Here is a 15,659-nt window from a genome sequence, read left to right as displayed (position 1 = left end):
CGCCACGGACACCCTTGCTCTTAGCTAACCTCTACTTCTGTCTTCGGGGTTCGGGACTTGCACCCTATAGTTCATACGCATGCCGGGCGCACATATGAAATGCGTAGCAATATGTCATTGCTACGCATCGAATGAATTTACAGATTTTTAATTAATTATAATACATCCCAATAAGTAAGGATTTTTTTTAATTGTTGCTCTGTTTGTTCTAATTTTTCATTGTTGTAAATAACCGCATGAGCACCTTTTTCTTTGACTGACATTGGTAACTGAGAATGCATTCGGGCTAGTGCATCCTCCTTTGATAAGTTGTTACGCTCCATTAATCGACGTAGCTGTACCTCTTCACTAACCGATACCACAATAATGCGCTCAACAAAATGCTGTAATTTATTTTCAAATAAAAGTGGAATATCCATCACAACATGCTTTTCTCCGTCCTCTATATACGCATCGCGCTGGCGTAACATTTCCTTACGAATAGCAGGATGCATAATATCATTTAACATTTTACGCTTAACAGGCTCGTGAAAAATAATATCGCCCAGCTTAGCACGATTTAAACTCCCGTCTTCTAGCAATATATCTTGTCCAAAATTTTCAACAATTAGCTTTAAAGTCTCCGTTCCTAGTTCAACAACATCACGCGCTACAATATCTGCATCGACAATTGGTAAACCCAGTGCTTTCATCATTTTTACTACTGTACTTTTTCCGCTCGCTATACTTCCTGTTAGTCCGATAATCATAGTTAAATCCCCTTTAATGTTGACAATTTGGGCAAAAAACTGATGTGCGCCCACCTATCGTCATTTGGCTCGTTGCAGTTCCACACGTTGGACACATCTTCTTCCCATACATTTGCAGTCGATTCTGCATACTTCCTGCCTCACCATTTATATTACGATAATCTGAAATTGTTGAACCTCCTGCTTCAATGCTTTGGCGTAAAATAGCGACAATCGCCTCAAACAATTCACGTTTACGCTTTTCACTAATGCGGTTCATTGTACGGGCCGGATGAATTTTTTGCGTAAATAATGCTTCTGTTGCGTAAATATTACCACAGCCCGAAATGACTTGCCCATCCATAATTACATCTTTAACGGCCTTTTTCTCATATTTCGGCAACTTGGATTTCGCAATAAAATAATCACATGCTATTTCATCGAATGGCTCTGGTGCCATTTTTGTTAATGGTGCATGATCCTCAATTTTTGTTAAAAAACGTAGTTCACCAAAGCGGCGTATATCTGAATAAATTAAATAGCCACCATCTACCATTTGAAATGTAGCATGGATATGCTTTTTAAATTTCACCTCTTGGATTTCCTCAGGCGAATTTACCACAAACCAAGCACCTGTCATCCCTAAATGGCTAACAAGCACATAAGGGACATCTTCCTTCAGTAAATGAAAGAAGATGTATTTAGCTCGTCGTTCAATTGTTGTAATCGTCATTTGAGACAACGTTATTTCAAATGCATCAGGCTCAGCTTGCTTCACGATACATTGCTTTCCTTCCCCAAAGGAAAAACGAATAATTTCAGATAGTTGAACTTGTTGAATTGTCCGCCCTTCAATTTTAGGTTTTAATGCCTGGACGACACCTTCAACCTCTGGTAATTCAGGCATTTTAACCTCTCCTTATTTTGCTTCGTACCAAGTTGCACCGTAGTTAAAATCTACTTTTAATGGTACTGAAAGCTCAATTGCGTTCTCCATAACTTCTGGTACTATTTTTTCAAGCAATGCAATCTCCTCTTTAGGTGCTTCAAATATTAATTCATCATGCACTTGTAAAAGTATTTTTGCCTGCATATTTTCTTTTTTCAAACGAGCATCCATATCAATCATTGCTTTTTTAATAATATCAGCTGCGCTTCCCTGAATTGGTGTATTCATCGCAGTACGCTCTGCAAAGCTTCGTAGATTGAAATTCGAGCTCGTAATGTCAGGTAAATATCGACGTCTATTTAAAATCGTTGTCACATAACCATTAAACTTCGCATCTTGGACGATATCATCCATGTATTGTTTTACACCTGGGAAACTTGCAAAATATTTCTCGATAAATGTAGCAGCTTCCTTACGAGTAATATCCAAGTTTTGCGATAAGCCATAATCACTAATCCCATAAACAATACCAAAGTTCACCGCTTTTGCAGCGCGACGCATATGACTATCGACCTCATCTGCTGAAACACGGAATACATCCATTGCTGTACGTGTATGAACATCCATACCTTCACGGAAAGCTTCGACTAAATTTTTATCATTCGACATATGGGCTAATACACGCAATTCGATTTGCGAATAATCGGCAGAAAATAATATCCAATCTTCTTTCGATGGCACAAATGCCTGACGAATTTTTCGCCCTTCTTCTAAACGAATCGGGATGTTCTGTAAATTCGGATCCGTTGAGCTTAAACGCCCTGTAGCTGTTAATGCTTGCTGGAATCGAGTATGCACCTTTCCATCCTCTTTATGGATTTCCTTTAATAAGCCTTCGATATAAGTTGACTGTAATTTCCCTAGCTGGCGATATAAAAGAATATGCTCAATAATCGCATGCTCTGGTTTTAATTTTTCCAATACATCCGCTGCAGTGGAATAACCTGTTTTCGTCTTTTTAATAACAGGAAGACCAAGCTTATCAAAGAGGATAACGCCTAATTGCTTTGGTGAATTAATATTGAAGGTTTCTCCTGCTTCAGCATAAATTGCTTGTTCAATAACAATTAGTTTGTCATTTAATTCCTGACCCATTTTCTCTAATGTGGCACGATTGACCGTAATCCCTTCGCTTTCCATTTCTCCTAAAATAGAAGCAAGCGGAAGTTCTAAGTTCTTATAGAGCTCGAACTGTTCATTTTCCTTTAACAATGTCTCAAGCTTTGGCTGTAAAGACCACACAGCAAAGGCTTTGCGGCTAGCATGCTCAGCAAGTGCATCTATAGCTGGTATAGCTCGTTTTACCCCTTTACCATAAACGGCCTCATTTGCCTGCACATTACGATAGCCTAGTTCTTTTGCAAGAGTTGCCACATCATCTCCACTTAGGGCAGGGTTATTAATATAAGAAGCAAGCAATAAGTCAAATTCCACACCAGCTAAACGTATTCCCGCACGTTTTAACGCAGCTTGAGATGCTTTTGAATCAGACATATACTTTATTTTAGTAGCATCTTCTAACCAGAGACGAAGAACATCTGATTTAGCCGCAAGATCAAATGGCACGTACATTGTTTTCGCTCCATCTGTTAATGCAATACCTAGTTGCTGACAAGTATGATAATGCTCGTCCTCTAACTCCAAGTGCACTGCCATTACATCTTTTAAATGCTCTTGCTTTACTTCTTCCAAAATTTCATAGTCAAAAGGTGCCTGTTCCTCTTCTTGGACAGTAAAATCACTTTTTTCTAGTAGTGATTTAAAACCAAGCTCTTGCCACACACTAATTAATTCTTCCTCATTCGGACCATTGTAAGCAAGATCAGAAAGCGTTATATCAATCGGCGCTTTTGTAAAAATAGTAGCTAGCTTTTTACTCATTAGTGCCTGTTCTTCATTGGCAACTAATTTTTCTTTCATTTTAGAAGCCTTCACTGTATCCATTGCCGCATAAAGCGACTCTACTGAACCATGCTCTTTAAGTAATTTAACAGCCGTTTTTTCACCGACACCTGGTACACCAGGGATATTATCTGAAGAATCCCCCATTAAACCTTTCATATCAATAATTTGTTGCGGCGTTAAGCCATATTTTTCTGCAATAAAAGCAGGTGTATTTTTTTCAATTTCAGTAATACCTTTTTTCGTAATGTATACTGTTACTTGCTCAGTCGCGAGCTGTGTTAAGTCACGATCTCCTGATACAACGATGACATCCATATCCTGAGTCGAAGCTTCATTGGCAAGTGTCCCTATAATGTCGTCCGCTTCGTACATTTCAAGCTCATATCGCTTAATACCATAAGCATCGATAAGCTTACGTATATAAAGGAACTGCTCAGATAATTCTGATGGAGTCTTTTGTCGACCACCCTTATATTCCGTAAATGTTTCATGACGGAAGGTTGTCTTACCCGCATCAAAGGCAACCAAAATTTTCGTTGGTTGCTCTTCCTCCAATATTCTTTGTAGCATCGTTGTAAAGCCGTACACTGCATTCGTATGAATTCCACTATCATTCGTCAATAATGGCAACGCAAAAAAAGCGCGATATGCTAAACTATTGCCGTCCAATAATAGCAATTTTTCCTTTGTCATGATTTTATCCTCCTGCGTTTTCGTCTTCTTAATTGTAAAACGAAAACGTATGTTTGAAAATGCCTCTTCCTTTTACTTTATCGAGAAAACGGTTATTTTACCAATCATAACGTTGTAAATCACCAAATTTTCTACAGCAATAGATTAACGTATGTTTGACTACACAAAAAAAGCCAATCACTTATTGTAATTGACTTCCACGTCGTTATTTACTAACTTTATTTGTTTTTTCTTTACGATAGAAAATTTCTTCATATATGACAGTCAAAATAAAGGCATTCATAAAGGCAAACACTAAAAACATTGGCATACCGCCCAGCTTTGGATGTGTAAGCTCTGTATCGAAAACCATTACAGCGCTGATTTGTGCTAAAAAGAAAATGAAGCCAATCCCTACTTGCCAAATGGGACGCTTAACTTTTCGCTTTTCATACAAAAATATTTTTTTAAATATTTTTCGTACATCCTCAGCAATGACTAAACTTAATAAAAACAAAATAACAAAAAATACTGGTATATGATAAACACTTTTTGTAATCCATGCAAAATCTGATAGACGGAAGAAAAGTGTAAATAACGATGCAATACTACAAGCTATCCCTAAATTTTGGAGCCACTTACTAATTTGCAACTTCACAACGATTACCCCCATTTTTTATTTTTCAACATTATCATTCTATCAGATAATAGTCATATACGAAACATAAAATTATAAATTTCTATCATCTTCATAACATACCATCGATAAATGATAGATATTTATAAAATATACGATACGAAATTCAAAACCTCAAAACCAGATCATAAATGCCTATCACCGTAAAGTCGGGGTGACTTCCGTTCCGGCTGGGCGCTTTGCCGATGTTGGTCACGAAGGCGTTATCACAGGATATGATGCTTTTAGCCTTCGTTCCTCGATTGCTGACCCCCAAGGAGTCGCCCATTCGTAACGAAGATCAACTTATATTAATATTGCCATTCATTAAATAATCCTTGCAAAAGCTCGTAACCAGTATATAAAAATATCATACAAAATGTATTGCTAGTTTTATGTAAGGAGTAAAAAAGCCGTCTCAAAAAATTGAGACGACTTCATATACTTATCCCTGCAAGGATAATAATAGTATTATTTTATCCGCATTAGCAGGCAGTAATTTATCTATACCAAAAGCGAAGCGTCAGATACAAGACTCCCAACTCAAAATTCACGAAAGCAAAGAAGTTAAGCGGGAGATTAACTGCCCGTAAAAGCCCGATTGATGAAGACTAATAATCAGTGGGGGTGAAGAAACTACCCCATTGATTAAAGTTTCACTTTATATAGCCAGATAATATTTTTGCATACGGTGAAGTGGATGGCAAAATAATGACCGTATCTTCACCTATAGTTTTCTTATATGATTCTAATGTCCGGTACAATGAATAGAATTCAGGATCTTGAGAGAACGATTTATTGTAAATCTTCGCTGCTTCTGCTTCACCTTCCGCTTGAATCAATGCTGCATCCTTTTTCGCTGTTGCGAGCATTTCTTGAACTTTCTTATCTGTTTGAGCTTCAATACGGCGTTTCTCAGCGTCACCCTCTGATAGGTATATTTGCGCCTTGGATTCACGATCCGAAATCATACTAGTAAACACAGCTTGCTCATTATCAGTAGGCAAGTCGATACGACGGATACGAACATCTATTACTTCTATTCCATACTTATCATTCGAGAGTAGCTCATTGACACGTGCAGTTACCTGATCATTGATACTCCCACGTGAAGAATTTTCATCATTAATAACCTCCGTATATTCTATTCGACCAAGCTCTGAGCGAATAACTGAATAGATAAACTCTTCCATACGTGATTCAACTTTTTCTATTGTTCCTGCATTTGAGATTAATTGCTTTGGATCCGTTATATGCCAAACTGCATAATTATCAATAATAATTCGTTTTTTATCCTTTGTATTAATTTCTTCTTCAGAAACTTCATATGTCATTTGGTTTTTGGGTAGCTTTGTGACGCTTTGAATAAATGGAACCTTTATTTTCAAGCCTGGCTCACTCTGAAATTTTACTACTTCTCCAAACTGTCTAACAACTGCGTATTCGGACTCTTTTACTATATAAACATTAGCAAATAATATAATGGCAATAGCAAAAACGGCAGTTAAAGTTACAGCAAGAGAAATATATTTTTTGGGATTCATCGGGCTTTTTTTCGACATTTTAATTACATTATCCTCTGTATCCCCTTCTTTCGAAGCAGTATTTTTGGATTTACCCGATAAAAAATTCAGGAATTTTTCAAGATCCTTATTTTTTTGATCCATTAGTTACCGCTCCCTTCTTTTTTCTCTTTTGCTGTTTCCTGTTTAGCAGGTGCTTCCTGTGTCGCAGGTGTCTCCTGTTTAGCAGGTTGCAATGCTTGAAGAGGCAAGTATTTCATTGTATTACCATCATCATTCATAATATAAATTTGTGCTTTAGGTAATACATTTTCAAGTGTTTCCAAAATTAAACGTTCGCGTGTAATCTGTTGATTGCCCTTATATTGCTCATACATTTTATTAAAGACAGCTACATCCCCTTGAGCCTGCTCAATACGCGCTGTTTTTTCACCTTGAGCCTTCGAGATAATTGCATCCTTTTCACCTTTAGCCTCACTAAGTCGCTGATTCTCATATTTTTCTGCTTGATTTATTTTTGTATTTTTCATTTCGCGTGCGTCTGTAACAGCTGTAAAGGCGGCTCGCACATCTGCATTCGGTAACTCAACATCCTGTAGTTTTACACCTAAAACACTTATACCAATATCGTATTTTTCAACAAGAGAAACGAGTAAATCTCGTGATTTGGCTTCTATGTCCGCTTTTCCCTCTGTTAACGCGGCGTCGATGTTGGAACTTCCGATAATGGATCGAATCGCACTCGACGTAGCGCTATGTAATATTTTTTCTGGATCTTGTGAGCTGAATAAATACTTTTTCGGTTCTGTAATTTTCCATTGAACGACAAGGTCTGTTAAAACAATATGCTCATCCCCTGTAATCATTTTCGTTTCAGCATCATAAGTTTCCAATTCCCCATTTTCATTTTGCTTATAGCCAAACTTTAAACTAAATGTTTCCTTCGATAAAACCTGAACCGATTGTACAGGCCATGGTAATTTAAAATGTAAACCTGGGTCTGTAACTGTATTATCGGCACGACCGAACGTAATGACAACCGCTTGTTCTGATTCATCTACCGTGTACCACGATGTAAATACCGCAATAAGTGCAACAATGCCGAAAATTCCAAGTCCCACCATCATTAGTGACCTTTTCACACTCATGTCTAATCCTCCCTTAAGCTTAGTACTATTGTATACGGGACACTCACTTAAAAGTTTCAAAATATTTCAATAAACTACTTTTTTATTTTAGGCAGTTTTACATAAGGAACAATGTAAAGCTCATCCATTTTTTTTGCACAGTCTCTATCTTTAATCCGCAAAAAATATCCCGTTACCATTTAAGGTAACAGGATATTGACAACTAGATGTTCAAACGCTGGGAAAAAGGTTGTCGATAAAACAATGCTAATTAATGCAGCTACAATCATGGCCAGACTTGCAAAAGTACCTTCCAACTCACCAAGTTCAAATGCTTTAGAAGTACCTGTGCCATGCGCCCCCATTCCTAACATTAGACCTCTAGAGGATGGTCGATGGAAACGACATACTTTAATCACTAACGGTGCTATTAGACTCCCTAAAATACCAGTTACCATAACGAAAACAGCGGTAAGTGTAGGAGAGCCACCAATCATGTTGGAAATGTCCATTGCTATTGGTGTCGTAACTGAACGTGGAACTAAGCTATGCACAAGTTCATTATTTAAACCAATTACTACAGCAATGATAAATGAAGATGTAATGGCAACGGCTGAGCCTACTGCAATACTTAGAAAAATTTCAAAAGCATGTTTCTTTAATAGATTAAAATTTTTATAAATTGGTACCGCAAATGCAACTGTTGCTGGTCCAAGTAAATTTGATAAAATACCTGCTCCTGCAGTATAGGATTTATAAGTTGTACCCGTTAGTAACAAAATGATAATGACCACTAACGGTGTAATCAATATAGGTGATAACCATTCCTTCTGATACTTTTTATAAAACATTTTACAAATATAAAAAACTGCGATAGTACCTAGTAGACTTACTATAGCGGTTAAAAAGCTCATGCAGTATCACCTTTCTTTCGTTGCCCTAGCAATTGTGCAGTGAAACCTGTTGCAAACATAACAACGATGGCACTCAATACAATTACAAGCACAGCTTTCACACCTTGCACACCGAATAATGCAGTATAATCGATTACTCCGATAGCAGATGGAATGAAAAATAGTAATAGTTCACTAAGTAATAAACCTGCACCTAGCTCAATCCATTCAAGCTTAATAAAATGAAACTGCAATAGTAAAAACAATAAGACTAGTCCAATTATGCTCCCTGGAATCGGCAAGTGAAGTAGGCGTGCAATACTATTCCCAACAAATAAAATTACATAAAGATAGCCGATTTGCACGATACTTTTGACGATTTTCATGGTCATCCTTCTTTCAATTTTTTATCTTGCTATAACGGTCACTAATATAGATTACATCTAGATAAAGTGTGCTAATTAGCTGACCGTACAAGCCCGATTGGTTCAACTAAAAAGACACTTCTTATTAGTTGAACATTATGCTACTATACTTTACACCTATTTGTGTTACGTGTAAAACAGAAAAAGAATCTATTACCAAAAAGTTTGGCAATAGATTCTTACTATTGTGGCGATAATTAAGCAACAAATAAAAAATCTAATTTATATATAAATAAAGATTTTTTGGCTATTTTATAGTCTTAACAATTTTATAAGGGGGGTTTCTACTAACAAGTATAAGACCCCATTGTGAATCTAAAATTATGCTATTGTAAAGAATTCGTTAATTTTTCGGAATCATAACAATCATTTTTGTTCCTACACCAACTTCACTTTCTACCTGAATGCGACCATGGTGCGCCTCTACTAAGTGCTTCACAATAGCAAGTCCTAAACCTGTTCCCCCAGAATTCCTGCTTCGCGCACGATCCACACGGTAAAAGCGTTCAAAGACACGAGCAATTTCATGTTTTTCAATTCCTATACCTTGGTCTTCTATTTCAAGAATGCCGTACGTTTCATTTTCCTTTAAACGAATCGTAACGGTTGTATTTTCTGGAGAGTACGTAATAGCATTGGTAATTAAATTAGTGACAATTTGAATAATGCGATTGGCATCACCCATAACTTGAACATCACGCTCTATATCAATATAAAAGCTCATATTTTTTTCATCCAGACGAGGACCTGTCAGCTCTGCCCCACGTATAAGTACATCTTGCAAGCCCATCGGCATAATATTAACGGTAAAACCATGCTGTTCAATTTTCGATAACTCTAGTAAATCCTGTATAAGCATCTGCAGACGGTTACTTTCTTTATAAATGATCTCTAAAAAAGATAGGAGCAGTTTTTCATCCTTATACGCACCATCCAGTAATGTTTCAGAAAAGCCTTTAATAGATGTAATAGGTGTACGCAATTCATGAGATACGTTTGCTACAAAGTCCTTACGAATTTGCTCTAAACGAACAAGTTCCGTAATATCATGCATAACAATAACGACACCAAGCCAACGACCATGATCCCCTATAACAGGCGCTCCGTACACTTCCTTATTATATAGCTCCTGTTGGACCTCCATTTTAATTTGTTGTCGATAAGGCATTTCCGTTAGAAACACATGATCAATAAATTGCTCTAGTGATTTTGGTAAACCAATTGTACGAAAAACTTTCCCTTGTACATCGTCAATTTGCATACCGAAACGCTCTAAAAATACACGGTTCACAATGGATATATTTCCTTCACGTCCTATCATCATGAGGGAGCTTCCCATGTTTTCAATTAATGTTTTAAGCCTTTCCTCTTCTACCTCACGAATCGTCGTAATATCCTGTAAATTACGCGCTAAAATATTGATGGAGTGACTAAGCGGCATCATGCGTTCATGCTCATTTTCATGGGCACGAGCACGATAATTTCCTTTCGCCAGCTCAAGTGCAGTATCTGTCACGTTATCAATTGGAGCAGTGAAATTTCGAATCATATAGCGACTTACAATAGCCATTAACATCAGTGCTATGATAAAAAGAATCGCTAGCACTACATAAAGTCGCGCATGAACAGTCGATAATAGAGAATCTTTTACCTCAATGTTTTGCGCAGTATATAGTGCCTCTTTATCTTCCTTAGATAGTTCAATCTTTCGTTCATCTAATACTCGGTTAATAGATTTTTGCATCTCTACACTAGCCTGTTCGTTGTGCTGTTCTATATAAACAGGAAAAAGCTGACCTATTACAACCATTAGGACAGCTAATATCGTTCCAAGCAATAGCATGAATGTCAAGAATAAGCGATTGCTCATTGATTTCATGTCGTTTTCGGCTCCTCGAATTTATAGCCAAGGCCGCGAATTGTTTTGATGAATATCGGCTTACGGCTATTTTCCTCGATTTTATCGCGAAGGTGGCTTATATGCACATCCACAATTCGAGTATCGCCAGCAAAGTCATACTTCCATACAGCACTTAGTAGCTGATCACGCGTTAAAACACGGTTTTTATTTTCAAGTAAATAAATGAGTAGTTCAAATTCTTTTGGTGTAAATTCCAGTGCTTCATCCTGTAAAAACACTTCAAAACGCTCTGGAAAAACACGTAATTGTCCAAATTCATACATTTTCTCTTGTGACCCATTCTTATCTTCAGCCACTACATTTTGTGTAAAACGTCTTAAAACAGCCTTTACCCGCGCTAACACTTCGCGTGGACTAAAGGGCTTCGTCATATAATCATCTGCCCCTAGCTCTAGACCAAGTACTTTATCGAACTCGTCATCCTTTGCTGTTAGCATAATAATAGGTGTATTCATACGTTGTTGACGAATTTGTTTACAAACCTCCATACCATCAAGTCTTGGAAGCATCAAATCTAATAAAATTAAATCTGGCTGTAAGTCAATTGCCTTATCAAGACCCTCTTGACCATCTGCAGCTGTTTCGACAACATATCCAGCCTGTTCTAAATTATATTTCAATAATGTCGCAATAGAAAATTCATCTTCTACAACTAAAATCGTTTTTGTCATGTGTATTGCCTCCGTTAGTGATTTGAAACCCCCATTTCAAATCTCAAGACGTTTATAAAGTAAGTGGTGGTGTTACTAGTAAAGTACCTTCAATCACAAGTTCCTTTTGCTCATTATAGGAGTGTACAGATACTGTAATCGTATTTTGTAATTTATTTACTTCTGTTACTTCTAAAAGAGTATCAAATAATTCATAATGATAGAGCGGTCCTAAATATTTTATATGTTGCTCAATAATTCGTGCACCTGGTCCAGGAATATACTTTGACACAGCTGAAGTAATAATGCCATTTAACATGATTGTTGGTACGATTGGCTTTTGAAAAGGTGTCATTGCAGCATAATCATGTTGAATATAAAGTGGATTATTATCATTCGTAAGTCCTAAATAAAGCAATAAATCCTTATCTTCTATCTTTTCGGTTATATGAATCTTCTCGCCAACTGTAATTTCATCAATAGAGAGACCAAGCTTACTGTTTTTTTGAAGCAAAAATACGCCAACCCCTTTTCTATCATATATCTTCATAGTATCAATTTTATTCCAAAAGTACAACGAAAAGCAGAGTAACCATTTTATCTTCATTCAGCAATTGTTTTATCTGTGCGAAAGCGAAGCGGCAGCAACAACAAATGTTTTCTGTGCGAAAGCGAAGCGGCAGCAACAACAAATGTTTTCTGTGCGAAAGCGAAGCGGCAGCAACATTGTTTATCGGTCCTTTGTCTTTAATCGAGAATTGTGTTGCCATTCTTTTTGTTGAACGACCAGATTCTCCAAAGCGTAGCTGAAAAAAATACAAAGGACATCTCCTCTTCATATTTGCGGATTTCATCAATTCCTTACTTAGAGAATCGCCGAATGAACTAAAAATTAACGAACTACAAAATTAACATAATTATGAAATTCAGACTAAAGTTGTAAATACTTTTCTGGATGACGTTGGTAATATATGGTGTGTAATGAATTGAGGTCAAGGATTTTAAAGGAGGAGTAATTTTGAATTACTATATTTGTGAAACATGTGGGGCGCAGTATGAAAAATCAATGGAAGAGCCGAAGCAATGTACTATTTGTTCAGAAGAAAGACAATATGTCAGTGTAAATGGGCAAACTTGGACAACTTTGGACAAAATGATTTCTTCTGAAATCTATAAAAATAACTTCAATCTTGAAGAAGATGGATTATTCAGTATTACAACTAGCCCGACATTTGGAATTGGACAAACAACTTATTTAATTCAAGAACAGGGTTTTAATTTGTTATGGGATTGTATTTCATATATTGATCAAGAAACTATTGATACAATTGAGAGGTTAGGGGGAATTGATGCCATCGCATTATCTCATCCTCATTATTATTCAAGTCAAGTGGAGTGGGCAGAAACTTTTAACGCACCTATTTATATTCATGAGGATGATAAAAAATGGGTTACAAGGACTAGTGACAAGATTATTTTTTGGTCTGGTGAATCCCTTACTTTACAGAATGGGTTAACTCTTTATCGTATGGGTGGTCATTTTAAAGGAGCCACTGTACTAGAATGGAAAAATGGTTATCAACAAAATGGCATATTACTAGTTGGAGATATCATTCGTGTAGTGGCTGATCGTAATTGGGTAACATTTATGTATAGTTTCCCTAATTTCATTCCACTTCCTGTTGAAACAGTGGAAAGAATCTTAAGTCAAGTAGAGAATTTACATTTTGAACGGATATATGATGCTTTTCTCCGTATTGTGAAAAAAGATGCAAAACAATCTGTTCATAACTCAGCTGTAAGGTATATAAATGCTATAGAGGGTAAGCTTTTCACTACTTAAGTTAATTCCACTTTTCGGAAGTATTCTGTTGATATCTCCAAAGTTGTTGCCTCCAATTTTCGCGGAATCAAAAAGCGTCCTGTTATCGTATTTCATTACGATGCAAGACGCTCATCTAATATTTTCTTATAAAACAATACGTAAGCTACTATATTTTTCGCTGTGAGACGCATCGAATCATTTTGCCTGGTAAACTATTATGTCAGACAATATATTTTTGGGTAAAATAAGTGTATGAGATGGATACATCATTCAAGCTTTTCAACAATTGTCGCCCGTTTGTTGAATATTTTTAATATCTAAAATACAAGAGATTACTGTTCTTCGTTTTCCAGAAAAATAAAACCACAGTCAATAAGATCCTGTAAATACTCATCAAAGCTGTTCGCTATCACTTCATATTCATCAGGGTCGTGCAAAAAGCGAATTATTTGACCGCATACACCTTCATCAGATGGGTTAAAATCAATATAGAGTCTCGATGATCCACCATTATTCATACAGTCTGAAAAATGGATATACATACCTGGGAGAAGTCCCTCCGGATTTATCTTAGAGTCAACAGCCTCCTCGTCATATTCTAAAAGATAAGAGACGTCTTCTTCTTCTTTTGAACTTTCGAGCATCTGCTGTGTAGACAGCAAATAGTAAGGATATTTACCTTCTTCAACATCTGAACCTAAAATACAAACCGCAATTTCGCTTTCTCCATATTTCCGCCAATATGTACCATCAATATTATCAAGTAGACAGATTAGTGATTCTGGACAATTTGGATATTCGGACTTTAGCGTTTCAATATCTTCTTTTGTAGCACCACTAGCTGTATTTAGTTCCTCTAGCTCCTCTGTTGATAATGCCTCTCTCAAGCCGTTTAAAAATTGATTTACTAAATCCATTATTTCGTCCTCCCAATAACAAAATATAAAAATTTATTTGTTAGGTTATATGCATGCCAGTACAGAAGGTTTTTTCGTTTTTCTCAAAAACTTTATTTTGTCTCTTTGTTCAAGCAAATGTAGGCAGATAAACCTCGATGTACTTATTGATAGGATAATTTTAGCATATTTCTACTCTTGCACATATGTCCGTACATTTTTACTATACTTTTTGATACCTAAATACTCAAAAAAAAAATCGAGTAGGAATGAATCCTACTCGATTTCATAAACTTTTATTAAGCTAAAACTTTCATAACATCGCGGACTGCTTCTGCCGATTTATCTAAAGCTGCTTTTTCATTGTCTGTTAATTCAAGTTCAAAGATTTTTTCTACACCATTTGCACCTAATAATGTCGGAACACCTAGGTATAAATCATTGTAGCCATATTCGCCTTCTAAGTATGCAATAGATGGAAGTATACGTTTTTGGTCTTTAATGATAGCTTCCGCCATTTCAATAAGCGCTGCTGAAGGAGCATAATATGCAGAACCGTTTCCAAGAAGGTTAACGATTTCAGCGCCACCTTTTCGTGTACGGTCAACAATCTCTTCAAGACGCTCTGCTGGGATTAATGATTCTAATGGAATACCACCAGCGAATGAGTAGCGAGTTAGTGGCACCATTGTATCACCATGCCCACCTAAAACAAAACCTGTGATGTCTTTTACGGAGATATTAAGTTCTTCAGCTACAAACGCACAGAAACGAGCCGTATCGAGTACACCTGATTGACCTATTACACGATTTTTAGGGAAACCAGTTTCTTTGAATACTGTGTAAGTCATTGCATCAACTGGGTTTGTAAGAACAAGGATTGTTGCATTTGGTGAGTACTTAGCAATTTCTTTGGAAACAGCTTTCATTACATCTTGGTTAATTTGAACAAGATCGTCACGGCTCATACCTGGTTTACGAGCAACACCAGCAGTGATAATTACTACATCAGAATCTGCAGTATCCGCATAATTAGAAGTACCTTTAACATAAGAATCATAGCCTTGCACTGGTGCAGCTTCCCACATATCTAGAGCTTTACCTTTTGTTGGGTTTTCAGCTTGAGGGATATCCACTAACACTACATCACCAAGTTCTTTTTGAGCTGCTAAAAATGCTGCAGTAGCGCCAGTAAAACCGCTACCGATTACTGAGATTTTTTTTCGTTTCAGAGACATTCGAATACGCTCCTTTAAAATTAGGTTATATAATCAATTATGCCTCGGCATAATTGCGTCAGGAATCAGCTTTAGGCCTGCACGATGCAGGTCAGTTAGCCGTTATCACATGGATGTGATGATTTTAGGCTAACATCCTCAAAGAACTCCTTTCTGATTCCGTGACATCCGCCGGAGGCTTCATTCAGCGGGTGTTTAAACACCCGCTGAATGAATTTAAAAAAGGGAGGA

The 15,659-nt window shown here is 36.8% G+C and carries 15 protein-coding genes; 1 reads left to right on the top strand and 14 read right to left on the bottom strand.

All coding sequences use genetic code 11. The annotated features are described in order from the left end of the window. Positions 1 to 155: 155 nt before the first annotated feature. The 12 genes from coaE to ACFTQ7_RS20865 all read right to left on the bottom strand — a co-directional run bounded on the left by coaE (position 156) and on the right by ACFTQ7_RS20865 (position 12,290). Positions 156 to 749, bottom strand: coding sequence for a dephospho-CoA kinase (coaE, locus tag ACFTQ7_RS20920; protein ID WP_386830797.1), 594 nt, complete (start codon positions 747 to 749; stop codon positions 156 to 158). Positions 750 to 762: 13 nt separating this feature from the next. Further along, positions 763 to 1,635: a bifunctional DNA-formamidopyrimidine glycosylase/DNA-(apurinic or apyrimidinic site) lyase gene (mutM, locus tag ACFTQ7_RS20915; RefSeq protein ID WP_386830795.1), complete on the bottom strand. Its 873-nt coding sequence runs from the start codon at positions 1,633 to 1,635 to the stop codon at positions 763 to 765. Between the two features lie 12 nt (positions 1,636 to 1,647). After that, positions 1,648 to 4,275, bottom strand: coding sequence for a DNA polymerase I (gene polA / locus ACFTQ7_RS20910; protein WP_386830793.1), 2,628 nt, complete (start codon positions 4,273 to 4,275; stop codon positions 1,648 to 1,650). Between the two features lie 205 nt (positions 4,276 to 4,480). Next, complete coding sequence (locus ACFTQ7_RS20905) at positions 4,481 to 4,912, bottom strand: DNA polymerase I (RefSeq protein ID WP_386830791.1); 432 nt, start codon at positions 4,910 to 4,912, stop codon at positions 4,481 to 4,483. 674 nt (positions 4,913 to 5,586) lie between these two features. Beyond that, entirely contained in the window at positions 5,587 to 6,597 is a 1,011-nt protein-coding gene (hflC, locus tag ACFTQ7_RS20900) for a protease modulator HflC (RefSeq protein ID WP_386830789.1), read from the bottom strand. Next, positions 6,597 to 7,601 (bottom strand): FtsH protease activity modulator HflK, encoded by a 1,005-nt coding sequence (gene hflK, locus ACFTQ7_RS20895; RefSeq protein WP_386830786.1) that lies wholly within the window; start codon positions 7,599 to 7,601, stop codon positions 6,597 to 6,599. The genes hflC and hflK overlap by 1 nt, the downstream gene beginning before the upstream one ends. A gap of 179 nt (positions 7,602 to 7,780) precedes the next feature. Continuing rightward, positions 7,781 to 8,494, bottom strand: a complete 714-nt coding sequence (locus ACFTQ7_RS20890; RefSeq protein WP_386830784.1) for an LrgB family protein — start codon at positions 8,492 to 8,494, stop codon at positions 7,781 to 7,783. After that, complete coding sequence (locus ACFTQ7_RS20885) at positions 8,491 to 8,859, bottom strand: CidA/LrgA family holin-like protein (RefSeq protein WP_349659220.1); 369 nt, start codon at positions 8,857 to 8,859, stop codon at positions 8,491 to 8,493. Before ACFTQ7_RS20885 ends, ACFTQ7_RS20890 begins: the two co-directional genes overlap by 4 nt. 382 nt (positions 8,860 to 9,241) lie before the next feature. Beyond that, entirely contained in the window at positions 9,242 to 10,777 is a 1,536-nt protein-coding gene (gene pnpS, locus ACFTQ7_RS20880; protein ID WP_386830782.1) for a two-component system histidine kinase PnpS, read from the bottom strand. After that, positions 10,774 to 11,490 carry a response regulator transcription factor gene (locus ACFTQ7_RS20875; protein ID WP_079561585.1) on the bottom strand — a complete coding sequence of 239 codons (717 nt, stop codon included), beginning with the start codon at positions 11,488 to 11,490 and terminating at the stop codon, positions 10,774 to 10,776. The genes pnpS and ACFTQ7_RS20875 overlap by 4 nt, the downstream gene beginning before the upstream one ends. A gap of 52 nt (positions 11,491 to 11,542) precedes the next feature. Continuing rightward, the gene (locus ACFTQ7_RS20870) at positions 11,543 to 11,983 is read right to left on the bottom strand and encodes a MaoC/PaaZ C-terminal domain-containing protein (protein ID WP_386830779.1); all 441 of its coding nucleotides are present in this window, start codon (positions 11,981 to 11,983) and stop codon (positions 11,543 to 11,545) included. Positions 11,984 to 12,029: 46 nt separating this feature from the next. Then, positions 12,030 to 12,290: a hypothetical protein gene (locus tag ACFTQ7_RS20865; RefSeq protein ID WP_386830777.1), complete on the bottom strand. Its 261-nt coding sequence runs from the start codon at positions 12,288 to 12,290 to the stop codon at positions 12,030 to 12,032. 197 nt (positions 12,291 to 12,487) lie between these two features. On the opposite strand from ACFTQ7_RS20865, the gene ACFTQ7_RS20860 reads away from it, so the two are divergent. Next, a complete protein-coding gene (locus ACFTQ7_RS20860) occupies positions 12,488 to 13,312 on the top strand; it encodes an MBL fold metallo-hydrolase (protein WP_386830775.1) in 825 nt (274 codons plus the stop codon). Positions 13,313 to 13,626: 314 nt separating this feature from the next. Here ACFTQ7_RS20860 and ACFTQ7_RS20855 read toward each other — a convergent pair whose 3' ends face one another. Together ACFTQ7_RS20855 and mdh are read right to left on the bottom strand one after the other, a co-directional pair. Continuing rightward, positions 13,627 to 14,211, bottom strand: a complete 585-nt coding sequence (locus ACFTQ7_RS20855) for an SMI1/KNR4 family protein (RefSeq protein ID WP_386830773.1) — start codon at positions 14,209 to 14,211, stop codon at positions 13,627 to 13,629. A 278-nt stretch (positions 14,212 to 14,489) separates the two neighbouring features. Beyond that, the gene (gene mdh / locus ACFTQ7_RS20850; RefSeq protein WP_349659216.1) at positions 14,490 to 15,428 is read right to left on the bottom strand and encodes a malate dehydrogenase; all 939 of its coding nucleotides are present in this window, start codon (positions 15,426 to 15,428) and stop codon (positions 14,490 to 14,492) included. Positions 15,429 to 15,659 lie beyond the last annotated feature (231 nt).

The organism is Lysinibacillus sp. NPDC056959 (genome assembly GCF_042674095.1).
In the GTDB taxonomy this organism is placed as follows: domain Bacteria; phylum Bacillota; class Bacilli; order Bacillales_A; family Planococcaceae; genus Lysinibacillus; species Lysinibacillus zambalensis.
Note: the sequence above shows the minus strand (reverse complement) of the source record. Positions and strands in the feature narration are given on the sequence as shown.

What these genes read in the sequence shown, in the direction of transcription:
- coaE (WP_386830797.1), bottom strand. Translation starts at nt 749, where the DNA reads ATGATTATCGGACTAACAGGAAGTATAGCGAGCGGAAAAAGTACAGTA.
- mutM (WP_386830795.1), bottom strand. Translation starts at nt 1,635, where the DNA reads ATGCCTGAATTACCAGAGGTTGAAGGTGTCGTCCAGGCATTAAAACCT.
- polA (WP_386830793.1), bottom strand. Translation starts at nt 4,275, where the DNA reads ATGACAAAGGAAAAATTGCTATTATTGGACGGCAATAGTTTAGCATAT.
- hflC (WP_386830789.1), bottom strand. Translation starts at nt 6,597, where the DNA reads ATGGATCAAAAAAATAAGGATCTTGAAAAATTCCTGAATTTTTTATCG.
- hflK (WP_386830786.1), bottom strand. Translation starts at nt 7,601, where the DNA reads ATGAGTGTGAAAAGGTCACTAATGATGGTGGGACTTGGAATTTTCGGC.
- ACFTQ7_RS20890 (WP_386830784.1), bottom strand. Translation starts at nt 8,494, where the DNA reads ATGAGCTTTTTAACCGCTATAGTAAGTCTACTAGGTACTATCGCAGTT.
- ACFTQ7_RS20885 (WP_349659220.1), bottom strand. Translation starts at nt 8,859, where the DNA reads ATGAAAATCGTCAAAAGTATCGTGCAAATCGGCTATCTTTATGTAATT.
- pnpS (WP_386830782.1), bottom strand. Translation starts at nt 10,777, where the DNA reads ATGAAATCAATGAGCAATCGCTTATTCTTGACATTCATGCTATTGCTT.
- ACFTQ7_RS20875 (WP_079561585.1), bottom strand. Translation starts at nt 11,490, where the DNA reads ATGACAAAAACGATTTTAGTTGTAGAAGATGAATTTTCTATTGCGACA.
- ACFTQ7_RS20855 (WP_386830773.1), bottom strand. Translation starts at nt 14,211, where the DNA reads ATGGATTTAGTAAATCAATTTTTAAACGGCTTGAGAGAGGCATTATCA.
- mdh (WP_349659216.1), bottom strand. Translation starts at nt 15,428, where the DNA reads ATGTCTCTGAAACGAAAAAAAATCTCAGTAATCGGTAGCGGTTTTACT.